This is a genomic window from Streptomyces sp. NPDC088124 (assembly GCF_040685895.1).
Lineage (GTDB): Bacteria > Actinomycetota > Actinomycetes > Streptomycetales > Streptomycetaceae > Streptomyces.
This window is the reverse complement of sequence record NZ_JBFBJB010000022.1, coordinates 12,950-37,153: the sequence shown is the minus strand read 5'-3', so window position 1 is coordinate 37,153 and position 24,204 is coordinate 12,950. Positions and strand designations below refer to the sequence as shown.

At 73.2% G+C, this 24,204-nt stretch carries 21 protein-coding genes; 12 read left to right on the top strand and 9 right to left on the bottom strand.

The annotated features are described in order from the left end of the window. Positions 1 to 22 precede the first annotated feature (22 nt). A complete protein-coding gene (glgC, locus tag AB0P17_RS19550; protein ID WP_365812555.1) occupies positions 23 to 1,240 on the top strand; it encodes a glucose-1-phosphate adenylyltransferase in 1,218 nt (405 codons plus the stop codon). Between the two features lie 45 nt (positions 1,241 to 1,285). Here the strand turns inward: glgC and AB0P17_RS19545 are convergent, their stop codons facing one another. From AB0P17_RS19545 to AB0P17_RS19525, 5 genes are all read right to left on the bottom strand, one after another. Continuing rightward, a complete protein-coding gene (locus AB0P17_RS19545; protein ID WP_365812707.1) occupies positions 1,286 to 2,296 on the bottom strand; it encodes an ABC transporter permease in 1,011 nt (336 codons plus the stop codon). Positions 2,297 to 2,301: 5 nt separating this feature from the next. Next, on the bottom strand, positions 2,302 to 3,276 hold the full coding sequence (locus AB0P17_RS19540; protein ID WP_365812553.1) for an ABC transporter permease: 975 nt from the start codon (positions 3,274 to 3,276) through the stop codon (positions 2,302 to 2,304). Further along, complete coding sequence (locus tag AB0P17_RS19535) at positions 3,269 to 4,816, bottom strand: sugar ABC transporter ATP-binding protein (RefSeq protein WP_365812705.1); 1,548 nt, start codon at positions 4,814 to 4,816, stop codon at positions 3,269 to 3,271. The genes AB0P17_RS19540 and AB0P17_RS19535 overlap by 8 nt, the downstream gene beginning before the upstream one ends. Before the next feature lie 121 nt (positions 4,817 to 4,937). Beyond that, a complete protein-coding gene (locus AB0P17_RS19530; RefSeq protein ID WP_365812552.1) occupies positions 4,938 to 6,026 on the bottom strand; it encodes an ABC transporter substrate-binding protein in 1,089 nt (362 codons plus the stop codon). Positions 6,027 to 6,213: 187 nt separating this feature from the next. Next, complete coding sequence (locus AB0P17_RS19525; protein WP_365812550.1) at positions 6,214 to 7,254, bottom strand: LacI family DNA-binding transcriptional regulator; 1,041 nt, start codon at positions 7,252 to 7,254, stop codon at positions 6,214 to 6,216. Between the two features lie 122 nt (positions 7,255 to 7,376). Here AB0P17_RS19525 and AB0P17_RS19520 point away from each other — a divergent pair, with 122 nt between their 5' ends. From AB0P17_RS19520 to AB0P17_RS19505, 4 genes are all read left to right on the top strand, one after another. Then, positions 7,377 to 9,959, top strand: a complete 2,583-nt coding sequence (locus AB0P17_RS19520; RefSeq protein ID WP_365812549.1) for a PA14 domain-containing protein — start codon at positions 7,377 to 7,379, stop codon at positions 9,957 to 9,959. A gap of 250 nt (positions 9,960 to 10,209) precedes the next feature. Beyond that, positions 10,210 to 10,935: a GNAT family N-acetyltransferase gene (locus AB0P17_RS19515; RefSeq protein ID WP_365812547.1), complete on the top strand. Its 726-nt coding sequence runs from the start codon at positions 10,210 to 10,212 to the stop codon at positions 10,933 to 10,935. A gap of 308 nt (positions 10,936 to 11,243) precedes the next feature. Next, positions 11,244 to 12,644 (top strand): SDR family NAD(P)-dependent oxidoreductase, encoded by a 1,401-nt coding sequence (locus AB0P17_RS19510; RefSeq protein ID WP_365812704.1) that lies wholly within the window; start codon positions 11,244 to 11,246, stop codon positions 12,642 to 12,644. A 364-nt stretch (positions 12,645 to 13,008) separates the two neighbouring features. Beyond that, positions 13,009 to 13,182 (top strand): hypothetical protein, encoded by a 174-nt coding sequence (locus AB0P17_RS19505; RefSeq protein ID WP_365812546.1) that lies wholly within the window; start codon positions 13,009 to 13,011, stop codon positions 13,180 to 13,182. A 77-nt stretch (positions 13,183 to 13,259) separates the two neighbouring features. Here the strand turns inward: AB0P17_RS19505 and AB0P17_RS19500 are convergent, their stop codons facing one another. Then, the gene (locus AB0P17_RS19500) at positions 13,260 to 13,775 is read right to left on the bottom strand and encodes a DUF1990 domain-containing protein (protein ID WP_365812544.1); all 516 of its coding nucleotides are present in this window, start codon (positions 13,773 to 13,775) and stop codon (positions 13,260 to 13,262) included. Beyond that, positions 13,772 to 14,614: a YndJ family protein gene (locus AB0P17_RS19495; RefSeq protein WP_365812543.1), complete on the bottom strand. Its 843-nt coding sequence runs from the start codon at positions 14,612 to 14,614 to the stop codon at positions 13,772 to 13,774. The genes AB0P17_RS19500 and AB0P17_RS19495 overlap by 4 nt, the downstream gene beginning before the upstream one ends. Before the next feature lie 169 nt (positions 14,615 to 14,783). On the opposite strand from AB0P17_RS19495, the gene AB0P17_RS19490 reads away from it, so the two are divergent. The 5 genes from AB0P17_RS19490 to AB0P17_RS19470 all read left to right on the top strand — a co-directional run bounded on the left by AB0P17_RS19490 (position 14,784) and on the right by AB0P17_RS19470 (position 20,801). Next, complete coding sequence (locus tag AB0P17_RS19490; RefSeq protein WP_365812541.1) at positions 14,784 to 16,037, top strand: DUF6777 domain-containing protein; 1,254 nt, start codon at positions 14,784 to 14,786, stop codon at positions 16,035 to 16,037. 171 nt (positions 16,038 to 16,208) lie between these two features. Further along, entirely contained in the window at positions 16,209 to 18,362 is a 2,154-nt protein-coding gene (locus AB0P17_RS19485; RefSeq protein WP_365812539.1) for a SpoIIE family protein phosphatase, read from the top strand. Between the two features lie 269 nt (positions 18,363 to 18,631). After that, entirely contained in the window at positions 18,632 to 19,636 is a 1,005-nt protein-coding gene (locus AB0P17_RS19480; protein WP_365812537.1) for an aldo/keto reductase, read from the top strand. Next, positions 19,633 to 19,944, top strand: a complete 312-nt coding sequence (locus AB0P17_RS19475; protein WP_365812535.1) for an L-rhamnose mutarotase — start codon at positions 19,633 to 19,635, stop codon at positions 19,942 to 19,944. Before AB0P17_RS19480 ends, AB0P17_RS19475 begins: the two co-directional genes overlap by 4 nt. 5 nt (positions 19,945 to 19,949) lie before the next feature. Next, a complete protein-coding gene (locus AB0P17_RS19470) occupies positions 19,950 to 20,801 on the top strand; it encodes an amidohydrolase family protein (protein WP_365812702.1) in 852 nt (283 codons plus the stop codon). 6 nt (positions 20,802 to 20,807) lie between these two features. On the opposite strand, the gene AB0P17_RS19465 is transcribed toward AB0P17_RS19470, so the two are convergent. Then, positions 20,808 to 21,530, bottom strand: a complete 723-nt coding sequence (locus AB0P17_RS19465; protein ID WP_365812533.1) for an alpha/beta fold hydrolase — start codon at positions 21,528 to 21,530, stop codon at positions 20,808 to 20,810. A 110-nt stretch (positions 21,531 to 21,640) separates the two neighbouring features. Here AB0P17_RS19465 and AB0P17_RS19460 point away from each other — a divergent pair, with 110 nt between their 5' ends. Beyond that, positions 21,641 to 22,591, top strand: coding sequence for a DNA-formamidopyrimidine glycosylase family protein (locus tag AB0P17_RS19460; protein ID WP_365812530.1), 951 nt, complete (start codon positions 21,641 to 21,643; stop codon positions 22,589 to 22,591). 50 nt (positions 22,592 to 22,641) lie between these two features. Here the strand turns inward: AB0P17_RS19460 and AB0P17_RS19455 are convergent, their stop codons facing one another. Then, the gene (locus AB0P17_RS19455; RefSeq protein ID WP_365812528.1) at positions 22,642 to 23,307 is read right to left on the bottom strand and encodes a zf-HC2 domain-containing protein; all 666 of its coding nucleotides are present in this window, start codon (positions 23,305 to 23,307) and stop codon (positions 22,642 to 22,644) included. Between the two features lie 70 nt (positions 23,308 to 23,377). Between AB0P17_RS19455 and AB0P17_RS19450 the strand changes: the two genes are divergently transcribed. After that, positions 23,378 to 24,127 carry a LytTR family DNA-binding domain-containing protein gene (locus AB0P17_RS19450; RefSeq protein WP_365812526.1) on the top strand — a complete coding sequence of 250 codons (750 nt, stop codon included), beginning with the start codon at positions 23,378 to 23,380 and terminating at the stop codon, positions 24,125 to 24,127. Positions 24,128 to 24,204: the final 77 nt, after the last annotated feature.

Sequence of the window (24,204 nt, the reverse complement as noted above, 5' to 3'; positions counted from 1 at the left end):
CAACCCAGTCAAGGGAGCGGCCATGCGTGGTGGACCTTCGGTGCTCGGGATCGTGCTGGCGGGCGGGGAGGGCAAGCGTCTGCTGCCGCTCACCGCGGACCGGGCCAAACCGGCGGTGACGTTCGGCGGTACGTACCGCCTCGTCGACTTCGTCCTGTCGAACCTGGTGAACGGCGACATCCTGCGGATGTGTGTGCTCACCCAGTACAAGTCCCACTCGCTGGACCGCCATGTCTCCACCACCTGGCGGATGTCGAGCCTGCTCGGCAACTATGTGACCCCGGTGCCCGCCCAGCAGCGGCTCGGGCCGCGCTGGTACCTGGGCAGCGCCGACGCGATCCTCCAGTCCCTCAACCTGGTCCACGACGAACGCCCCGACTACATCGCGGTGTTCGGCGCGGACCACGTCTACCGGATGGACCCGCGTCAGATGCTCGCCCAGCACGTGGAGAACGGCGCGGGCGTCACCGTCGCGGGCATCAGGGTGCCGCGTACGGAGGCGTCGTCGTTCGGGGTCATCACCCCGGGCGCCGACGGCGTCCAGGTCGAACGGTTCCTGGAGAAGCCGGCCGATCCGCCGGGGCTGCCGGGCGATCCCGAGCGCGTCTTCGCCTCGATGGGCAACTACCTCTTCACCACGAAGGTCCTCGTCGACGCGCTGCACCGGGACGCCGAGGACGAGAACTCCGTGCACGACATGGGCGGTTCCATCCTGCCGATGCTCACCGAGCGGGGCATGGCGCAGGTCTACGACTTCCAGGAGAACCACGTCCCCGGCGAGTCGGCGCGGGAGCACGGCTACTGGCGTGATGTCGGCACCCTCGACTCGTACTACGACGCGCACATGGACCTGATCTCGCCCGAGCCGGAGTTCGGCCTCGACAACCGCCGCTGGCCCATCTACACCCACCCCGGCCAGCTGCCCCCGGCGCGCTTCGTGGCGGGCGGTATCGCCACCGACTCGATCGTGAGCCCCGGCTGTGTGATCCGGGGCCAGGTGAGCCGGTCGGTGCTCTCCCCGGGCGTGGTGGTGGCCGAGGGAGCGATGGTGCAGGGCTCCGTGCTGCACGACAACGTACGGGTGGGACGCGGGGCGGTGGTGCGCGGCTCCATCCTCGACAAGAACGTGGACGTGCCGCCCGGGGCGACGATCGGCGTCAACCCCGCGCGCGACCAGGAGCTGTACACCGTCTCCAAGAACGGCGTCATCGCCCTGGGCAAGGGGCAGCCGGTGGTCTGACCGGTCCCCGCGGCGGGCGGCGGGGACCGGACCGAGGACCCGGCGTCAGAGCATCCGGCGCCGCCGCCCCAGCCAGGTCTGGGCGATCACCACGACCGCCAGGAAGGCACCGCTGACGACCTGTTGGTAGGCGGAGTCCAGCGAACCGATCTGGTTGATGACGTTCTGGATGACCTTCAGCAGCAGCACCCCGACGAGCGAGCCACTGAGGAAGCCGAAGCCGCCGGTGAGCAGGGTGCCCCCGATGACGACGGCGGAGATCGCCTCCAGCTCCATCCCCGTACCGAGAATGGTCACCCCGGAGACCAGCCAGGCCGCGTTGAGCGCCCCGGCGAGCCCCGCGCAGAGCCCCGAGAGGGTGTAGACGGCGATCTTCGTACGGGCCACCGGGGCGCCCATCAGCGCCGCCGCGTCCTCGTTGCCGCCGACCGCGTACACATACTGGCCGAAGCGGCTGCGGCGCAGCACGACCGCGCCCAGCGCGAAGAGCGCCGCCGTGATCCACACGGGGACGCCGATCCCGAGCAGGCTGTCCTGGCCGAGCCGCGCGAAGAAGGACGTCCCGTCCACCAGATAGGTGTTGGCGCCCTCGTCGGTGACCGACAGCAGCACCCCGCGCGCCAGCAGCATCGCGGCCAGCGTCACGATGAACGGGGCCAGCCGCGCCCGCGCGATCAGCAGACCGTTGACCAGGCCGATCAGCCCGCACACCGCGAGCGGCAGCAGCAGCGCGACCGCCGTGCCGTACCGCGACCCCCAGGCGGCGAGCACCCCGCCGAGCGCGAAGAGCGAACCCACCGACAGATCGATCCCGCCGGTGATGATCACGAAGGTCATGCCGAGGGCGACGACGGCGAGGAACGCCGACGAGACCGCCATGTTGGCGAGGTTGTCGCCGGTCGCGAAGGTGTCGAAGCCGACGGAGGCGGCGACGGCCACCACGGCGAGCGTGACGAGCGCGCCGTGCTGCTGGGCGAAGGCGCTGAGCCGCTCGGCCCGGCTCGCGCCGGGGGCCTCCGCCTCGTCCTCGGGGGAGTGGGCCTCCCTGGTCTCCACCGTCGTCACCGCTTCCCCCGTTCCCGCGCCGCGTAGACCGCGAGCACGATCACCACGGCCTGGGCGATCTGGGTCCAGGACGGCGGCAGGTCGTGTTTGATGAGTGTGGCGGTGAGGAGCTGGATGAGCACGGCGCCCGCCACGGTCCCGCCGATCCGGATCCGGCCACCGCTCAGCGGCGTACCGCCCACCACCACGGCGGTGATGGCCGACAGCTCCATCAGGGTCCCGAGCGAGGTCGGGTCGCTCGCCTGGAGCCGGGCGGTGGCCAGCACCCCCGCGACCGCGGCCAGCACACCCGAGGCGACGTAGACCAGGATCAGCACCCGGCGCACCGGCAGCCCCGCGAGCCGGGCCGCCGGCCGGCTGTCCCCGATCGCGAGGAGCTGCCGGCCGAAGGTGGTGCGCCGTACGGTGAAGCCCACCGCCAGCGCCAGCGCGCCGGCGATCAGTACCAGATACGGGACGCCCAGCAGATCGCCGGAGCCCAGCGCGGCGAGCCCCGGGTCCCGGACGTCCTTGAGCTGCGGGAGCAGGACCAGCGCGAGCCCCCGCCCGGCGACCATCAGCGCGAGCGTCGCCACGATGGGCTGCACCCCGATGAACGCGACCAGCGACCCGCCCGCGAGCCCGACGGCCGCCCCGCCGGCCACGGCGGCGAGCAGCGCGATCCACGGCCCGTACCCGAGGTAGAGGGAGAGCAGGGAGGTGGCGAGCGCCATCACCGCGCCGACGGAGAGGTCCACGCCCTCACTGCCGATGGCCAGCGCCATGCCGAGCGCCACGATGATGACGGGCGCCACCTGCACGGCCTGGGTGCGGAAGTTCTCGGCCGACAGGAAGTGCGGGGTGAGAAGGACATTGGCGATCAGCAGCACGGCCACGCCCGCGTAGACGCCGTACTCCTGGAGGAGCGTCAGCAGACGCCCCCGGTCGGCCCGTTTCAGGGGCAGGCGCCGCAGCGCCGCGAGATCAGTCATGCGGGGACCCTCCGTCCTCCCCGGGTACGGAACCGGCCGCGATCGCGCCCAGCAGCCGGTCCTCGGTCACCTCGGAACCCGTCAGCTCCGCCACCACCGCACCGTCCTTGAGGACCACGACCCGGTCGGAGCCCTCGATCAGCTCCTCCATGTCGGAGGAGATCAGCACCACCCCGAGCCCCTCGCCCGCGAGTTCGTCGATCAGCGCCTGCACCTCGGCCTTGGCGCCGACGTCGATGCCGCGCGTGGGCTCGTCCAGAAGCAGCACCTTGGGCCGCATCGCCAGCCAGCGGGCGAGCAGCACCTTCTGCTGGTTGCCCCCGGACAGCTCACCGACCTTCTGGTGGGGACCCGCCGCCTTGATGCGCAGCCGCCGCATGAAGGTGTCCACCAGCCGGTCGATCCTGGCGTCGTCGACCAGCCCGAAGCGGGCCAGCCCCGGCAGCGCGGCCAGCGCGATGTTCTCCCGTACGGAGAGCCCGGGGACGATCCCCTCGGCCTTGCGGTCCTCGGGCAGCAGGCTGATGCCCGCCCGGATCGCGGCGGGCGTGGACCCGGTCCGTACGGGCGCCCCGGCCACCACCACCCGGCCCGAGTCGGGCGGCAGCGCGCCCGCCACGGCCTTCGCGGTCTCGCTGCGGCCGGAGCCGAGCAGCCCGCCGAGCCCCACCACCTCGCCGGGCCGCACCCGTACCGACACCCCGTGGAGGACCTGACGTACCGTCAGATCGCTTGCCTCCAGCACCGGTTCGCCGCCCGTGTCGGGCCCGCCGGAGGCGTGACTCCGGGAAAACTTGGTGAGCCCCTCGCCGCGCACCTCGCCCATCGCACGCCCCAGCATCAGCGAGACCAGCCGCAGCCGGTCCAGCCCGGCGAGGGGGCCCGCGTGGACCCGGTGGCCGTCGCGCAGCACGGTGACGGTGTCGCAGATCTCGTACAGCTCGTCGAGCCGGTGACTGACGTAGATCACCGCGATCCCGCGTTCCTTGAGCATCCTGATCACGCCGAACAGGGTGCGCACCTCGCGCGGTTCGAGCGACGAGGTGGGCTCGTCCATGACGACGACCCGCGCGTCGACCGAGACCGCCCGCGCCAGCGCCACCATCTGCTGGGCGCCGACCCCCAGCGAGCGCAGCGGCCGGCGGACGTCGACGCGCAGCCCGAGACCGCGCAGTGCCTCGTCGGCGGCCCGGTGCATCCGCCGGAAGTCGATCAGTCCGAGGCGGCCGCGCGGCTCGCGCCCCAGGAAGAGGTTGCGGGCCACACTCATCAGGGGGACGAGATTGACCTCCTGGTAGATGGTGGAGATCCCGGCGTGCTGCGCCTCCAGCGGGGTGGCGAACCGTACCGGCTCGCCCCGCAGGACGATCTCGCCCGCGTCGGGCCGGTACACCCCCGTGAGTACCTTGATGAGCGTGGACTTGCCCGCGCCGTTCTCGCCGATCAGCGCGTGGACCTCGCCGGGGCCGACGGTGAGGTCCACCCCGTCGAGCGCCCGCGCGCCGGGGAAGGACTTGGTCAGCCCGGTGACCGACAGCAGCGGCGGGCGTATGGCGTTCTCCGGCGTTCCCGGCGTTCCGGACGGCTTCGGCGTTTCCGGCGTTTCCGGCGGCTCTGATGCTTCCGGTGCTCTCTGCGGATCCGGTGCTCCGGACGGCACGTCAGTAGGCCTTGCCGAGATCGGCCTTCGCGTTCTCGGGGGTGTAGGCGCTGTCCTGGATGACGATGTCCTGGGAGACCTTCTCGCCCCGGGTGAAGGTGTCGAGCGTCTCGAAGGCCAGCGGCCCGAAGCGCGGATTCGACTCGATGACGCCGGAGATCCAGCCGTCCACGATGCCGCGCACCGCGTTGCGCGTGCCGTCGACCGTCACGATCTTGACGTCGCCCGCCTTCTTGCCCGCGCTCTTGAGGGCGTTGACGGCGCCGAGGCCCATCTCGTCGTTCTCGGCGTAGATCCCGGTGATGTCCGGGTTGGACTGTATGAGCTGCTCGGTGACCTGCTGGCCCTTCTCCCGGGCGAACTCGCCGGTCTGCTCGAACACCACCTGGAGCCCCGGGGCCTCGGCGGCGATCCGGTCCTTGAACCCCTTGGTGCGTTCCGTGGTGACGTTGTTCCCGGCGGTGCCGAGCAGAATGGCGACCTTGCCCTTGCCGCCGGTGGCCTCGATCATCCGGTCCGCCGCGCGCTCGCCCTGCTCGATGAAGTCCGAGCCGATGAAGCTCACGTAGTCCTTGCAGGCCGTCGCGTTGATCTTCCGGTCGATGGTGACGATCGGGATCTTCTTCGCCGCCGCCGAACGCAGCACCGGGCCCCAGCCGTCCGAGTTGAGCGGGGCGATGACCAGCAGGTCCGCGCCCTTGGCGATCAGGTCCTGGACATCGCTGATCTGCTTGGAGAACTGCGACTGGGCGTTGGCCGTGAGGAGCTTCACCCCCCGGTCGGCCGCCTCCGCCTTGATGGAGGCCGTCTCCGCGATCCGGAAGGGGTTGGCCTCCTTCTCGGACTGGGAGAAGCCGACGGTCGCGCCCGAGAGGTCCAGCTTCTCGCCGCCGAACTGTCCGAGGGTGCAGGTCTTGCCGGCCCCGGCACCGGGGGAGGCGACCACCTGGTCGCCGCCTCCGGCGGCGGTCGCCGTCGCGCTGTCGCCGGCGGCGTCCTCCTCCGACTTGGCGCAGCCCGTCAGGGCGAGTGCGGCGACGAGGCTCGCGGCGAGAACGGTCGTGGTGGTGGAGCGGGCGGAGGACTTCATGGCGGAACCCCATCTCGGCACGGCCCCGGCGCGCGAACACCGCCCGGGAGATCGGCTCGTACGGTCTGCTGGTCTGCACGGTCTGCTGCGCTCGTTCGGAAGGGTTTTTACATCGTTGTACGGATCCTGTAAACCCTTCGCGCGAGAACGGCGCCACCCGGGCCCGCGACCGCTCCGTACGGGCACATCACGCTCTGCCCAGCGTGGACTCCCGCTCCACCAGCCGGAATTCGGCCCGGAGTTCCCGCGCCCGCCGGCCGTCCCCGGCCTCGTCGCCGGTGCCTTCCCCGGCTCCCTCCAGCCGCTCCACGAGCGACCGCACCGCGAGCCGGGCGATGGTGTGCTTCGCGGGGGAGACCGTGGTCAGGGTGACCGTCCCGTACCGGCCCTCCGCGACGTCGTCGAAGCCCACCACCGCCACGTCCTCCGGGACCCGCAGCCCCCGCTCGGAGAGCACCCGCATCGCGCCGATGGCGATCAGGTCGTTGTACGCGAAGACCGCGTCCGGCAGCTCGCCCGAGTCCAGCAGCCGGGCCATCGCCGCCGCGCCGTCGGCGTGCGCCCAGCCGCCCGTCTGCGCGACCAGCGAGTCCGGCGCGGGCACCCCCGCCGCCGTCAGCTCCGCCCGCCAGCCGCGCAGCCGCAGCTGCGAGGGCTCGTTGAAGCGGTCGGTGCGGGCCCCGAGGAACGCGATCCGCGACCGGCCGAGCGCGAGCAGATGGCGTACGGCCGTCCTGGCCGCCGCGACATTGTCGATCGCGATGTGGTCGTACGGCAGGTCGTACTCCCGCTCGCCGAGCAGCACCAGCGGCGCGTCCTGGTCCCGTCCGCGCAGGTCCTCCGCCTCCAGCTCGATCGGGCTCAGGATCAGCCCGTCGATGACCCGCGCCCGGAACCCCTGGCTGACCAGGATCTCCCGCTCCCTGCTGCCCCCGGTGTGATCGAGCAGCACGGTGTACTCGTGCTCGGCGGCGGCGTCGATGACCGCGCCCGCCAGCTCGGCGAAGTACGGGTTGCCCAGCTCGGGCACGGCCAGCGCGAGGATGCCGGTGCGGCCCTTGCGGAGGTGTCTGGCCGTCATGTTCGGTACGTACCCCAGCTCGTCGATGGCCCGCTGTACACGGGAGCGCATCGACGGTGTGACGTGCCGGTAGTTGTTGACCACGTTCGACACGGTCTTGATCGAGACGCCCGCGCGTTCCGCGACGTCCTTGAGGCTGACGGTCACCGATACCTTCTCCCCGGGTCTGGACAGTGCAGGATTGGCGTGTTGTCATGCCAACTGCCGTTCCTTCCAACGTTGTACAGACTGACGCAACGAGCCGCCACCTCTCTTCGCAAGGAGGATTCGTGCGCATCCGAAGAAAACTGGCCCTCCTGCTCGCCGCCGTCCTCGGCGTCGCCGGACTCACCGCGGCGCCCGCCGCCTCGGCCGCGGACGACCCGGTCGAGGTCCATGGACTCAAGGGTGAGTACTACACCCAGTCCGCCCCCGGCGCCTTCGATTTCGACGAGCTCAAAGCCACGGTGTTCGATCCGGCCATCGACTTCGCCAATCTGGAGCCGCGGCTGGCCGCCACCACCGGACGATCCGACGACGTCTCCGTGCGCTGGACCGGGAAGGTCGTCCCGGCCACCTCCGGCGCCCACACCTTCTCGATGATCGGTGACAACGGTTTCCGGCTCTGGGTCGACGGCCGGCTCGCCATCGACTACTGGGTCGACGAGTGGGACAAGGAACAGACCGCCGAGCCCATCGATCTGACCGAGGGCCAGGAATACGACATCAAGGTGGAGTACTTCGAGCGCGTCGGCGGCTCGAACCTGCGCCTGCGGTGGACCGAGCCCGGCGGTACCAAGGTGCCCGTCCCCTCCTCGGCCTTCCGGCTGCCCGACGGCTTCGCCTACGACGGCGCCCTCGCCGCCACGGTCCTGCCCGACGGCCGCAGCCTGCGCCTGGACTTCGCGCAGAAGCTCGCCGCCCCGCCCGCCGGTCTGGCCGGCCACCTCAACGCGGTGATCGGCGGCGCCCAGTGGCCGCTCGGCACCGTCAAGAAGGACCCGAAGGACGCCCGGCGGCTGCTGGTCACCCTCAAGGAACCGGTCGTCGGCCAGGGCGGCAGCGCCGATGTGCGCTACGACGGGACCGGCGGCCTCGCCGCCCGTGAGGGCAAGCCCGTCGACGCCTTCTGGAGCAGCGGGCCCAACACCTCCGAGTACCAGCTCTCCACCCCCTGGGCCAAGGAGGTCGGGCCCCGCAACGCCCTTCCCGAGTACCCCAGGCCGCAGCTGACCCGCGGCGACTGGCGGAACCTCAACGGGCAGTGGCAGTTCGCCGCCGCGACGAAGGGCGAGAGCCCGCCGGTGGGCAAGAACCTCCGCGAGAAGATCCTCGTCCCGTACCCCGTGGAGTCCCAGCTCTCCGGGATCGAACGGCACGAGGACCGGATGTGGTACCGCCGTACCTTCACCGTGCCGTCCGACTGGCAGGTGGGCAAGGGCAAGCGGCTCAACCTCAACTTCGACGCCGTCGACTGGCAGGCCGAGGTCTACGTCAACGGCACCAAGGTCACCGAGCACAAGGGCGGTTACGACCGCTTCACCGCCGATGTCACCGACGCGCTGAAGCCCGGCCGCACCCAGGAACTGATCGTCGGCGTCTACGACCCCACCGACTCCAGGGACGGCGAGAACCCGCCGATGGGCAAGCAGCGCCTGGACCCCAGCGGCATCTGGTACACCGCGTCCTCCGGGATCTGGCAGACGGTGTGGATGGAGCCGGTCGCGGCCGACCACATCGGCTCCCTGAAGCTCACCCCCGACGTCGCCGGTGAGAAGCTCGCCGTCGAGGTGCGCGGCATCCGGGACGGAGTGCCCGTCACGGCCACCGCGTACGACGGCCGGCGCAAGGTCGGCAGCGTTACGGGCCGGAGCGGCACCACCCTCGGTGTGCCCGTCCGTGACCCGCGCCTCTGGTCGCCGGACGATCCCCACCTCTACCGGCTGGAGGTGACGGCCGGCAAGGACCGCGTCGGCAGCTACTTCGGGATGCGCTCGCTGACGGTCGAGAAGGTCGACGGCACCCCCAGGACCGTCCTCAACGGCAAGCCCACCTTCCTGATGGCCACCCTCGACCAGGGCTTCTGGCCGGACGGACTGCACACCGCGCCGACCGACGAGGCCCTCGCCTACGACCTGAAGGCGCACAAGAAGCTCGGCTACAACTCGGTGCGCAAGCACATCAAGGTCGAGCCCGACCGGTGGTTCTACTGGGCGGACCGGCTCGGGCTGCTGGTCTGGCAGGACATGCCCGCGATGAACACCATCAACCCGGACGCGGAGTCCCGTACCCAGTACGAGCACGAGATGAAGCGGATGATCGACCAGCACAGCAGCAGCCCCTCGGTGATCATGTGGGTCACCTTCAACGAGGGCTGGGGCCAGTACGACCAGGCGCGCGTCGCCGACCAGGCCAAGTCCTGGGACCCGAGCCGGCTGATCAACAACATGAGCGGGGTGAACTGCTGCGGCGCGGTCGACGGCCGCAACGGGGACATCGCCGACGCCCACGGCTATCCGAGCGCCCAGCTGCCCGCGCCCGACGGGAAACGGGCTCTGGTCAGCGGTGAGTACGGCGGCCTCGGCCTCGCCGTGCCCGGCCACGCCTGGCCGGTGCAGCACACCTACGTGGGGGTGGACCAGGCCGCGTACACCGACTCGTACCTCGCCGAACTCGCCAAGGTGCGCGCACTCGCCTGCCAGGGGAGCAACGGCGCGGTCTACACCCAGATCACCGATGTGGAGGGCGAGCTGAACGGTCTGCTCACCTACGACCGCACGGTGCTGAAGCCCGACGCCGAGCGGGTCAGGGCGGCGCACGAGTCGCTGATCCGCGACGCGGAGAACCCGGCGGCCATGGAGTGCACCTCCTGAGGCCTGACGGCCTGACCGCCTGACCGCCTGACGTCCTGAGGGACGCCGGAGACGGCCCCGGTCCGCCCCCGCCAGGGGCGGACCGGGGCCTCCGCACGCCCGGCGGCGGAGCCGGGTGGCGAACCCCGGGTGGCCGGGGGTCCGGGGCGCCGGAATAGCCTGCCACCTGTCCGCATTACACGGTGGTGGCGCCCGGATGAGTCATTCAGGGGGCGACCGACCCACTGGTTCAGATGGAGGAGCCGCGTCCATGCCAGACGCCCCCGCGCCGCCGCACGCGCTCGACAACCCCGCCCGCTCGGCGCTCACCGGACCCCACGCGCACCTCGCCGAGCGGTACGGCAGGCTGCTGCGCTATCCGGCCGACATGGCGCCGTGGCTGGCGCTGCCCGACGACCCGGACGAGAGCGACTGGGCCGACGCCGCAGCGTTCGCCGGGCCCGGCGGTTCCGTCGCGGTCGCCGGGTTCGCGGGCCCGCCGCCCGCCGGCTGGGAGATCACCTTCCACGCCGACGGCGTCCAGATGGTCGCCACCGGACTCCCCGGCGGGCGGGACACCGGCGGGGACGTGATCGTGCCCCTCGGCCCCGCCGATGTGCCGGAGATCCTCGACCTGGTCGAGCGCACCAGGCCCGGGCCCTTCCTGACCCGTACCGTCGAGCTCGGCACCTATCTGGGCATCCGCCGGGGCGGCGCGCTCGTCGCGATGGCGGGGGAGCGGATGCACCCGCCCGGCTGGACCGAGATCAGCGCCGTCTGCACCGACCCGGAATTCCGGGGCCGGGGACTGGCGGCCCGGCTCGTCCTGGCGGTCGCCGACGGGATTCTGGCCCGTGGCGAGACGCCCTTCCTGCACGCCGCCGCCGACAACACGGGCGCGGTACGGCTCTACGAGTCGCTCGGATTCGAGGTGCGCCGGGCGACGCGGTTCCTCGGCGTGCGCGCACCGGTCGGGGCGGCGGTCGGGACCGGATAAAATGATGGGATTTTGTTGGCACCCGCGCCGTCGGTACTCTCCTGACCTGCGGTGACGATCTCGGCAGCCAGCGGACCCAGTGATCAGTGAGCAGTGTTCGACGAATGGCAGCGACAATGACGGTGACAGAGGACAGTCCGGCCCGCGGCGAGAGCCCGGTGACCCCGGCCGGCCGGGCCAAGGCCGGCATCCCGGAGCCCCGGGACGGCAGCCCGGAGTCCGCTCCCGGCGGTCCGGCGTCCGGCCCCGGCATCGTGGAGTCCGCTCCCGGCGGTCCGGAGTCCGCTCCCGGCATCGACCCCGAGCGGATGGCCGTCTGCCTGAGCGTGCTGGACGAACTCGACCGGCTGGACGTCGACCACCCCGACGCCATCGTGGTCCGGCGCGCCACCGCCGGGATCTACCGGACGGTGAAGCAGCGCCGCCGCCAGGAGCGCAGGGCCGCCAAGACCGCCCACGACAAGTCCGTCACCGAGGCCACCGCCACCGGCTCCGCCGAGCGCATCGACGACGAGACCCAGGGCCTGCTGCCGTCCTCCTCGGCCGCCGGCGAGATCGCGGGCATCCTCCAGCGCCCCCGCTCCTGCTACATCTGCAAGACCCGCTACACCGAGGTCGACGCGTTCTACCACCAGCTCTGTCCGCCGTGCGCGGCGGAGAACCGGGCCCGCCGCGACGCCCGTACGGACCTGACCGGCCGCCGCGCGCTGCTCACCGGCGGCCGGGCCAAGATCGGCATGTACATCGCGCTGCGGCTGCTGCGCGACGGCGCCCACACCACCATCACCACCCGGTTCCCCGCCGACGCGGTCCGCCGCTTCAAGGCCATGCCGGACAGCGACGACTGGATCCACCGGCTCAAGATCGTCGGCATTGATCTGCGGGACCCGGCGCAGGTGGTCGCCCTCGCCGACTCCGTCGCCGCCGAGGGCCCGCTGGACATCCTGATCAACAACGCCGCGCAGACGGTACGCCGCTCCCCGCAGGCGTACAGCGAGCTGCTCGCGGCCGAGTCCGCGCCCCTGCCCGCGGGCGAGCTGCCCGCCTCGCAGGTCATCGGCGCGTTCGGCAGCGGTTCCCAGGCCGTGCTCTCCGCCGGCGGTGCCGAGGCCCTGAGCGCGTCCGACGTCACCGGGCTCGCGCTGGTCGGCGGCTCGGCCACGCTCGCCAGGATCGAGGCCGGTACGGCGATCGACGCGGGCGGGCTCGTACCCGACCTGCACGACACCAACAGCTGGGTGCAGACGGTCTCCGAGGTCGACGCGGTCGAGCTGCTCGAAGTGCAACTGTGCAACTCCACGGCGCCGTTCATCCTCATCAGCAGGCTGCGCCCGGCGATGGCACGGGCCGCCGCGGCCCGTGCGTACGTCGTCAACGTCTCCGCGATGGAAGGGGTGTTCAGCCGTGGCTACAAGGGCGCGGGGCACCCGCACACGAACATGGCCAAGGCCGCGCTGAACATGCTCACCCGCACCAGCGCGCAGGAGATGTTCGAGTCCGACCGGATCCTGATGACGGCCGTCGACACCGGCTGGATCACCGACGAGCGCCCGCATCCGGACAAGATGCGCCTGGCCGACGAGGGCTTCCACGCCCCGCTCGACCTGATCGACGGCGCCGCCCGGGTGTACGACCCGATCGTGCGGGGCGAGAGCGGCGAGGATCTGTACGGCTGCTTCCTCAAGGACTACGCGCCCGCCAACTGGTGACACCCCGGGCGCCGGGCGCCCGGTGGGGGCCCCGGGGCGGCCGGCGGCGGGCCGCGGGACGCCCGACACCCCGTCACGGGCCGCCGGTGCTCCACCGCCGGGGTTCCGCTATCCCGTCACCGTGGGTCCGGCCGACCGGAACGGGGCCGGTTGGCCGGAACTTCACCCGAAAGCCATCCCTATAGAGCGGGCCGGCGCTCATCTGGTTACCCTGGTGCGCACGGACGGCCGAGCAGGGGACACACCATCCCCATGGCCGTGCTGGGACAGGCCCCCTACCACGGCCGCGGTCCCGTCCGACAACACGACGCCACCGCGACGGAGCCACCCTGTCCCAGAGTTACCCGACACAGAGGAGTGCGCGGTGACACCAGATCTGAAGCACCACGAACAGCAACGACCGGCGGAGTCCGCCGAGCGGAGCCGCAGGCCCGAGAAGATCGGCAACCTGGAGGTGTGGGCCAGATCGGCCCCGATCCGGCTCGCGGGCTACGAGGACGACCTCGCCGAGCCGCACATCCTGCCCGGGGTCGACTGACCGGTCCGCGGAACGGTCCCGTGCCCCGCGTGATGCGGGGTACGGGACGGCACGCCGGAGGGCCCGCGCGGCGGCGGCTACCCGCCGACCGCGATCCGGGCCAGGTTCCGGCCCAGCCACCGGGCGTACGCGCGCTGGAGCACCGGCACCAGCGGGCCCCCGAGCCGCGTGTACCAACGCGCCGGACGGCTGAAGGCCATGACGGTGAACCAGACGGAGCCGTCCTCGCCCAGCTCGACCACGAAGGACTCCTCGCCGCACTCCGGATGCCCGGTCAGGGTGCCGTACGCGAAGCCGGTGCGGTCCTTCTCGTACACACTCCACACCACCTCGCACGGGGCGCTGATCCGCAGCGGTCCCACGCCCAGCGAGACACGGGCGCCGGTGCCCCGCTCCGCCCGGGCCGTGGTGGCCGTGACGCGGGCGCCCGCCCGCCGGTGCAGGGTCCAGGCGGTGACGGCCGTGCCCGCCGCCTCGAACGCCGGGCGCCCCCGGCCGATCCTGGTCCGGTGGTGGAGATGGTGGTAGCCGTCCGGCAGTGGTCCGAGCCGGGTCGCGCCCACCTCGCGGTAGGTGAAGGTGCCACCGTTCATACGCCGGTCTCCTTGAGTCGTCGCCAGGCCAGGATCGAGCAGAGTGCGAAGCCGAGGGCGTTGCCGAGGCCGTGCGTGGCCGCCATCCAGGTGAGGGTGGGGTGGGGGAGCCCCGTCGCCTCGCCGAGCGCCCAGCTCAGGGCGAGGACCATGGTCGCCGCCAGCACACCGGAGGAGACGGCGAGCAGGGTGCGCGTGAACCGGTCCCGTGCGCCGGGTCTGATGTCGCGCCAGGTCAGCACCGCGACCGTCCACATGCCCGCGGTCAGGATCACCGCCCCGGCCAGCTCGGTCACCTCGCCGGTGAAGTAGCCGGTCAGGACGGTCAGGGTGCCGAGGGGAACGCTCAGCGCCGCGAACCGGCCCGCGGGCCCCGGCACCGTGCGGCAGACCAGACCGGCCGTCAGCGCCGCGGCGAACCCGGCGAAGTGGAAGTGCGCGACCGTCAGCCGCAGGATCGTCGGCGCGAAGCCGAGCGGATGGTGTCCCCATCGCTCGGCGACCAGGGCGACCCCCGCGATCGACGGGGTCGCCAGCGCGGTGAGCGCCGCGACCTCGGCGGGCACGGGGACGAGAGGCCGGTTCCGCGCGGCGCGGACCAGCGCGATCAGCGCCAGGGCGAAGGTGGCGAGGGCGTAGCAGGCGGCGAGTGCGGCGGCCGGGGCGCCGCGCGGCAGCCAGAGGGAGACGGCGCCCAGCAGGCCCGGCAGGGGCCACAGGCGGCGTAGCGCGCGCAGAGCGGTGGTGCCGGGCCGCTCCGGCGTCTCCAGCAGACGCAGCCCCAGCGGCACGATCGCCGTCATGCCCACCGTCACGATCAGGCTGACCAGCACGGACATCCCCGTCACCCCCGGACTTGAACGCGTTCAAATTCCCGCGCCATGAGCGTAGGACCTTTATTGAACGCGTTCAAGTCTCGGGCGCGTCGAGATCGTCCGGCTTGCGGGGTGCGCGGAGTTCGGGCAAGACATAGGGGGATATTCGCGGAGGAAGAGGCGGGAGATTGTGGTGCGCTCACCCATCGGCCGACGGGGTGCCGTGCTCGCGGTGCTGTCCGTGGGCGTTCTGATCACTGCGGGCTGCGGGTGGGGCGGTGGTCACGGAGGTGGTGGCCAGGGTGGCGGTGGTCGAGGCGGCGGTGCTGTCCATGGCGCCGGTGAGAGCGCGCCGAGCGCCGAGGACCTGCACTTCCAGCCCGTCGCGGCCCCGGGGCCCGACCCCTTCACCTCCTCGACCGCGGCCCCGCCCCTCCCGGCGGCGCCGGCGGAGCGGAAGCCGGGGAGCGCGGGGAGCCCGGGCGCCCCGCGAGGCCCCCGTGACGGGGACGCGCGGGGGGCGGCCACGGGCGCCCGGACGCCGCGCGCCCTGCCCGGCTCCACCCCCGGCCTCTACGGCGGTTCCCCGTCGGCCAGTTGCGATGTGGAGCGGCAGGTCGCCCTGCTCGCCGGGGACCCGGCGAAGGCCCGCGCCTTCGCCCGGGGCGCCGCGCTCGGCGGGCGCTCCGTCCCCGACTTCCTGCGCGGGCTGACCCCCGTCGTGGTGCGGGCCGACGTCCGGGTCACGGCCCACGGCTACCGCGACGGCACGGCCACCGACTTCCAGTCCGTGCTCCAGGCGGGCACCGCCGTCATGGTCGACGGGTACGGCATGCCCAGGGTGCGCTGCGCCGGGGGGAGCCCGCTGGGCGCCCCGGTCGCCGCCCAGGGCTCCGTGAGCTACCAGGGAGAGCCCTGGCGGGGCTACGCCGCCGACCGGGTCGTCGTCATCACCCGCGCCCCGCGTCCGCTCGACGCCCTGGTCATCGTGGACCTGCTCGGCCACGCCTGGGCCGAGCGGCGGATCGGCACCGACGGCGGTGAGGACAAGGCCCCCGGGACGCCGCCGCCGTACGCCCCGGACGCGGACCTCACCGATCCCGAGGCGGTGAAGGCGCCGGGGGCGGTCGTGCCGGACGCCGCGCCGGGGGGCGCGCGGTCCGCGCCCCCGGGCCCCGCCGCGCCGTCGGGCGCCCCGGCTCGTGAGGGGCGGCCGGCCGTACCGGAGCAGTCGCCGCTCCCCGCCGACGAGGTGGTGCCCCTGCCGGAGGACGCCCCCGGCGGCGGGCCGGGCGGGCTGCCCGGTGACGCGCTTCCCCCGCCCGTGGACGACCTGTTCCCGCCGGAGCCGGACGGCCCGGTCCTGCCGGACGGGCCGGCCCCGTCCGACGGCCCGGTCCTGCCCGACGGCCCGGCCGGCACCGGCACCGGTGCCTTCCAGGGCTGACCGGGCCGACCGGGCGGCCGGGCCGACCGGGCGGCCCGGGCTGACCGGTGCCGACGCCTTCCAGGGGTTTGCCGGGCTGATCGGGGCTGACCGGGCCGACGGGCCCGCCGTACGGTTCCGGGGTTCCCGGGATCACTCGAAGAATCCGACAAATGATGACAGAGTGTCCACATGGTTGAACGGGCAGCGGGTCCCCTGTCGCTCCCCGACGACTGGCCCGCCCACGCCGACACCAGCCTGTCCCTCAACCGGATGGGCACCTTCGACTGGGACCTCGACGCCGGGCGGCTCCACCTCGACGCCCCGGCCCTCGATGTCTTCGACCTCTGCGCCGGCGAGTACGACGGCCGCCCCGAGCGGCTGGAGCCCCGGGTTCCGCCCGCCGAGTCCATCCGGCTGGACGAACTGGTGGCCAGGGCGCTGCGGGACGGCAGCGAGGCGTTCGGTGCCTACTTCCGCGTCCGGCGCCGGGACGGAAGCCTGCGCTGGACCCACACCCAGGGCGTCATCCGCCGCGACCCCGCCGGGCGGGCCCGCCGGGTGATCGGTCTCGTCCGCGACGCGGCGCAGGAGCTGGCCGACTCGGCCGCGCGCCACGAGTTGGGCGTCCTGCGCCGGGTGGGCGCCAACGTGGTCGAGGGAACCACCGCCGCGCTCGCCCACGCCAGGACCGTGCAGGACGTCATCGACGTCCTCAAGCAGTCCCACGGTCTCGCGCACCTCGGTGCCGGCAGCCTGGTCATGGGGCTGGTCGACGCGGGCCGTATCCATCTCGTCGCCGAGGGCCCCGAGGGCTCGTACGTACCGGGCACCCGGGTCACCCGTACCGACGAGGCGTACCCGATGAGCGAGGTGGTGCGCACGTTGACGCCCCGCTTCATCGAGTCGGCCCAGGAGTTCGCGGACAGCTACCCCATGCTCTGGCCGTACATCGACGACCTCGGGATCAACGCGGCCGCCTATCTGCCGCTGATCGCCCAGGCGCGGCCCATCGGGGCGCTCGGGCTGCTCTACCGCGACAAGAGCGGCTTCACCGCCGAGGACCGCAACCTCCTCGTCGCGCTCGGCAGCAGCATCGCCCAGAGCCTCCAGCGCGCGGTGCTCTACGAGCAGGAGCACGACCTCGCGGAGGGGCTCCAGCAGGCGATGCTGCCGCGCCGGATCCCCGCCGTGCCGGGGGCCGAGATCGCCGTGCGCTACCGCTCCGCGCGGCTCGGCCGGGACATCGGCGGCGACTGGTACGACGTGATCCCGCTCCCCGGCGGCCGGGTCGGGACCGTCATCGGGGACGTCCAGGGCCATGACACCCACGCCGCCGCCGTGATGGGGCAGCTCAGGATCGTGCTGCGGGCGTACGCCGCCGAGGGGCACGAGCCGGCCACGGTGATGGCCCGTGCCTCGGTCTTCCTCTACGAACTGGACACCGAACGCTTCGCGACCTGCACCTACGCCGAGGCCGACCTGACCACCGGCGTCATCCAGCTGGTCCGGGCCGGCCATGTCGATCCGCTGCTCAGGGACACCGACGGAACCTGCCGCAGGCTGCCGCTGCCCGGCGGGATGCCGCTCGGGCTCTCCGCCGCCTTCGGCGGGCTCGACTACCCGGTCGAGACCGTCGAGCTGGACCCCGGACAGACCCTGCTGCTCTACACCGACGGCCTCGTGGAGCAGCCGGGCGCCGATCTCGACGACGGGATGCGGGCACTGGCCACGCTGGTACGGGACGGGCCGCGCGATCTCCAGCACCTCGCCGACCGGCTCTGCGAGGTCGTGGACGCGCGCGGCGGCGAGGACGATGTGGCGGTCCTGCTGCTGCGCCGCGGCGGCACCCGCGCCCCGCGCTCCGGCGGCAGGCTCTACCAGCAGGTCGCGCAGGGCGACGCCGAGGGGCTGGCCACCGCGCGCCACATGATCCGGTCCGCGGTCACCGCGTGGGGCGCGGGGGAGCGCTCCGACTCGATCGAGCTGGTCGCCGACGAGCTGATCACCAATGCCCTGCTGCACACCGGTGGCGGCGCCGCCGTGGTCGTCCGGGTGGTGCCGCGCCCGGAGGGGCGGGGGCCGGGGCGGCCGGGGGCGGAGTCGCCGGACACCGGCCGGCCGGTATCCGGGCGGTCCCGGGCGGGGGCGGGCCGCCGGCTGCGGGTGGAGGTCGAGGACGGGTCCAGCGCGCTGCCGCACCGCCGCGATCCCGGGGAGTCCGGGGTCTCGGGGCGCGGGCTGCTACTGGTGGACGAGCTGGCGGACGACTGGGGCGTGGAGTCACGCGGCAGCGGCAAGTGCGTATGGTGCGAATTCGTCGTCCCGGACCGGCCGGCACGCTGAGCGGGGCCCGCCACTCCGGATGGCCCCGCCACTCCGGATGGCCCCGCCACGCCGGACGATCCCGTCACGCCTGATCGACCTGCCTCGCCGGATAGATCGGACAGGTCGGGCCGGAAAAATCTCCCAAGGCTGTCTCGAAGGTGTTGACGTCCTCAGTCATCCGATGAATATTCGGGGGTGATCGACGACGGACCGACGTCGACGGACGGATGCCGGCACAGGGACGCCGCCACACGCACGTCGGTCGGCACACAGGAGGCGGCAGCGGCATGCGGCACAACACGCTCGGGACCAGCGGTACGGTCCGGGTGACCGGACTGTCCTTCGGGGCCGCCGGGATCGGCAATCTCTACACCCCGGTCGGCGCCGGGCAGGCGCGGGAAGCCGTCGACGCCGCCTGGGACGCCGGCATCCGGTACTTCGACACCGCGCCCCACTACGGCCTCGGCCTCTCCGAACGGCGGCTCGGCGAGGCGCTGCGCGAGCGGCCGCGGAGCGCGTACACGCTCTCCACCAAGGTCGGCCGGATCCTCGAACCCGTCCCCGGCGCCGCCGCCACCGGGCCCGGTGGTCCTCCCGACGACCTCGCCCACGGCTTCGCCGTACCGGCCACGCACCGCAGGGTGTGGGACTTCAGCGCCGACGGCGTACGCCGCTCGATCGAGGACAGCCTGACCCGGCTCGGGCTGGACCGGATCGACATCGTCTACCTGCACGACCCCGACGACCACGCCGAGGAAGCCTTCACCCAGGCCTACCCCGCGCTGGAGCGGCTGCGCGCCGAGGGCACCGTCGGCGCCATCGGCGCCGGCATGAACCAGACCGCGATGCTCACGCGATTCCTGCGCGACACCGACACCGATGTGGTGCTGTGCGCGGGCCGCTTCACCCTGCTCGACCAGTCGGCGCTCACCGAACTGCTGCCCGAGGCCGCGGCGCGCGGCCGGAGCGTCGTGGTCGGCGGGGTCTTCAACTCCGGGCTGCTCGCCGACCCGCGCCCCGGCGCGACCTACGACTACGCCGCCGCCCCGCCGGCCCTCGTCGAACGGGCGCTGCGCATGGACACCGTCACCCGGCGGTACGGCGTCCCGCTGCGCGCCGCCGCCCTCCACTACCCGTTGCGCCATCCCGCCGTCGCCAGTGTCCTGGTCGGCACCCGGTCGGCCGCGGAGGTACGGGACGCGGCCGGACTCGCCGGCCTGACCCTCCCCGACGACCTCTGGGCCGAACTGCGCGCCGAGGGACTGCTGACCGAGAACGGAGCCCCCGCATGAGAGTCGCCCTGCACACCAAGGTCCGCGCCGACCGGATCGAGGCGTACGAGGAGGCCCACCGCGAGGTGCCGGCCGAACTCACCGCCGCCATCCGCGCCGCGGGCGCCACCTCCTGGACGATCTGGCGCAGCGGCGCCGACCTCTTCCACCTGCTGGAGTGCGCGGACTACGCGGCCCTGCTCGCCGCCCTGGACCGGCTCCCGGTCAACATCGCCTGGCAGGCCCGGATGGCCGAACTGCTCGATGTCGTGCACGACTACTCCGAGGGCGGCGCGGACGCCGGACTGCCCGTGGTCTGGGAGCTGTGACCCCGATGCCGCCCGCCACCGTCGTCGACGCCCACCACCACGTCTGGGACCTGTCCGTACGCCCCCAGGAGTGGATGACCGGCAGCCGGATGGACCCGATCCGCCGGAACTTCACCCTGGACGAGCTGGCCGCCGAGGCGGCCGCCGCCGGGGTGGGCGCCACCGTTCTCGTCCAGACCGTCGCCGTCGCCGCCGAGACCCCCGAGTTCCTGGCCCTCGCCGAGGGCAGCGAACTCGTCGCGGGCGTCGTCGGCTGGACCGACCTCACCGCGCCCGGCGTCGCCGACGCCCTCGCCGCGCTGCGGGCCGGACCCGGCGGCGGGAAACTCGCCGCCGTCCGCCATCCGGTGGAGGGTGAGGCCGATCCGGCGTGGCTGCTCCGTCCCGAGGTGCTGCGCGGACTGGCGGCCGTCGAGGCCGCGGGGCTCGCGTACGACCTGCTGGTGCGCCCGCACCAGATGCCCGCCGCGACGGAGGCCGCCCGGCTCCTCCCCGGCCTCACCTTCGTCCTCGACCATCTCGGGAAGCCGCCCGTCGCCGAGGGCCGCACCGCCCCCTGGGAGGAGCACTTCCGGGCGCTGGCCGCCCTGCCCAACACCGTCTGCAAGCTCTCCGGGATGGTCACGGAGGCGGAGTGGGACTCCTGGACGCCCGAGGACCTGCGTCCGTACGCCGGTGTCGCGCTCGACGCCTTCGGGCCCGAGCGGCTGATGTTCGGCTCCGACTGGCCGGTCAGCCGGCTGGCCGCGTCGTACGAAGAGGTCCTCGACGCGGCGCGCACGGTCACCGACGGGCTCGGCGCGGCCGAGCGCGAGGCCGTCTTCGGGGGCACCGCGCGGCGGGTCTACCGCCTCTGAGCGGCCCTACACGCGCTGGACCGGGTCCGTCTCCTCCCCGGCGGCCGCCCGCAGGAAGGCGTCCGCCACCTCGGCGGGGAACCGGCCGAGGCCGAGCAGCCCGGTGACCGAACCGGTACCCAGCGCGTGCCACGTGCCGGCCCGCCGCAGCATCGGGTGATCGCCGCCGGAGAGGAGCACGGCACACGCCTCGGCGCCCGCGTCCCTGGCGCGGGCGGCCAGCGCCACACTCTCCCGGGGGTCCGTCGTCCGGTCGCGGTCGCCGTGCAGCAGCACGATCCGGCGGCCCGCCAGCTGCCCCACCGGCTCGCCCGGCGGGCACCACGGGGCGAGTCCCACCACGCCGACGACCTGCTCGTGACCGGCGGCGGCCAGCGCGGCGCGCCCGCCCATCGAGTGCCCCACGAGCACCACGGGCACCGGTCCGACCAGCTGCTCCAGCTCGTCCAGCGCCCGCCGGGCGTCCCGGGCGGCGTCGGCGCGCGTTCCGTTCCACCCCCGGTGGCGGTAGCGGACCCGGCCCACCACCACGTCGTGGCCCTCGGTGGCGCGGAGCACCGCGCGGGTGAACGGCCGCATCCGCGCCCCCGGCGGATTGAGCCGGGATGGCGGGCGCTCGCTCTCCGCGCGTCCGCCGTGCAGCACCAGGACGACGGCCCGGGGGCGCGCGGCGGTCCGGTCGAGGACGAGGGCGGGCCGGACGGCGGCTCGCCGGTCTCGTACGGGCACGTGGGCCTTCCTTCCTGCGGGCGGGGGAGTCGGGCGGGGGTCCCGGGCCACCCGTACAACGGGGAGGACCTCGTCGGGCGTTCCCCGCGGCCCTGCGGCACGCTGGAGACATGCCGGAACTGCCCGAGGTCGAAGCGCTGCGCGCGTTTCTCGACAGCCGTCTGGTCGGCAAGGAGATCGTCCGTGTCCTCCCGCTGACGGTCAACGTCCTCAAGACCTATGATCCGCCGCTCTCGGCGCTCGAAGGCACCACGGTCACCGCCGTCGCCCGCCACGGAAAATATCTCGACATCGTCACCGGAGGCGCGGGCGCGGGCGTGGACGCGGATGCAGGCGCAGGCGCAGGCGTGGACGCGGGCGTGGGCGGCGCGGGCGGGACGCGTGACACCGGCGAGCTGCATCTCGCCGTCCATCTGGCCCGCGCGGGCTGGCTGCGCTGGAAGGACTCGTTCTCCGGCGCGCCGCCCCGCCCCGGCAAGGGGCCGCTCGCCTGGCGCACCGTGCTCGCCGAGGGGGACGGCTTCGACCTGACCGAGGCGGGCACCGCCAAGCGCCTCGCCGTTCACCTCGTCCGCGACCCCGCCGACGTCCCCGGCATCGCCCGGCTCGGCCCCGACCCGCTCGACGCCGCCTTCGACCGCGCCGCGTTCGCCCGGCTGCTCGCCGGGGAACGCCGCCAGATCAAGGGCGCCCTGCGCGACCAGCGGCTCATCGCCGGTATCGGCAACGCCTACAGCGACGAGATCCTGCACGCCGCGCGGATGTCCCCGTTCAAACCGGTGAAGAACCTCTCGGAGGACGAGATCACCGGGCTGTACGAGGCGCTGCGCGCCACCCTCGGCGACGCCGTCGAGCGCTCGCGCGGGGTCGCCGCCGGCGGGCTCAAGGCGGAGAAGAAGACCGGCCTGCGGGTGCACGGCCGTACCGGCGAGGCGTGCCCCGTCTGCGGGGACACCATCAGGGAGGTCTCCTTCAGCGACTCCTCGCTCCAGTACTGCCCCACCTGCCAGACGGGCGGCCGGCCGCTCGCCGACCGGAGGATGTCCCGGCTGCTCAAATAGCCCGGCCCCGTCGGCTGCCGCCGATCCGCCTCAGCTGCCGCCGATCCGCCTCAGCTGCCGCCGATCCGCGCCAGGACGCGGCCGTCCCCGGACCGGATCTCGAAGTGGTGGATCTCGTCGGGACGCATCGCCGCGCCGCCGCGGGTGATCAGCCGCCCGCCGTCCTCCGCGCGGGATCCCCAGCTCGTCACCGTCTCGCTGGAGCCGTTCTTGCCCACGGCGACGAGCGCGCAGACTCCGGAGGCGGCGGGCCGCACCAGTTCGAGACCGATGTTCGTACCCCAGTCGGTGGCCGCCGTCGTCACCACCGCGGCCATCCCCGTCGTGTGGTCCGACGCCGTCCACTGCGTCGCCGCCGCGGGCCCCGCGGTCGTCGACCGGGTCACCCCGAGGACGGTGAGCGGCCCCCCCATCACCAGCGCCGCCGCCACGGCCACCAGCGCGAGCCGCCGCCTGCGGCTGCGGCGCCGGCCCTCCGCCGTACGCCCGAGCAGCCGCGCCAGCATCTCCGGTCCCGCGACGACGACCGGCGCCATCCCGGCCGGGGTCTGCCGGGCGTAGAGGTCGAGCTGTGTCTTCACCCCGCCGAAGTCACCCAGTGACAGGGTGCACTGCGGGCACTCCATGAGGTGATCCTCGAAGCGAAAGGCGTCCGCGGCGTCGAGCACGCCCAGTGCATAGGCGCCGACATCGCGATGGAGGTCCAAGGTCCGCATGTTGACTGTTACGCAGTGGAGCGCCGAATCATTCAAGGAAAGCCTGACCTAACCCCTACACTCCGGCGTCATGCTGCGCGTACTGGCTGTGGACGACGAAGAACCGGCCCTGGAGGAGCTTCTGTACCTGCTCAGGGCCGATCCGCGGATCCGGCGGGCCGAGGGAGCCACCAGCGCGACCGAGGCACTGCGCAGGATCGGCGCCGCGCTCGAAGCCGGGCCCGACGACCCCGCCGCCGTCGATGTCGTCTTCCTCGACATCCACATGGCCGGGCTGAGCGGACTCGACGTCGCCCGGCTCCTCGCCGGTTTCGCCGAGCCCCCGCTGATCGTCTTCGTCACCGCCCACGAGGGCTTCGCGGTCCAGGCGTTCGACCTGAAGGCCGTCGACTACGTCCTCAAGCCCGTCCGCAGGGAGCGGCTGGCGGAGGCCGTGCGGCGGGTCGACGGGCTGGTGGGGGAGCGTACGCCGGCCGCCGCCCCCGCGGCCGACCAGATCGCGGTCGAACTGGGCGGGGTGATCCGCTTCGTCGCCGTCGACGACATCGCCTACGCCGAGGCGCAGGGCGACTACGCCCGGCTGCACACCGGCACCGGCAGCCACCTCGTACGGATCCCGCTGACCACGCTGGAGGAGCGCTGGCGGGCGCGGGGGTTCGTACGGATCCACCGCCGCCATCTCGTCGCGCTGGCCAGGATCGACGAGATGCGGCTGGACGCCGGCGCGATGAGCGTCCGCGTCGGCGACGCCGAGCTGGCCGTCAGCCGCCGCCACGCCCGCGCGCTGAGGGATCTGCTGATGCGGCAGACCGGTCGCTGACCAGGGCCTTCCCCTCGGATCACCGGGCTGCGTACACTCCGGGCGCGAGCCGCCGCAGGACCGGGGGCCCGGCACGG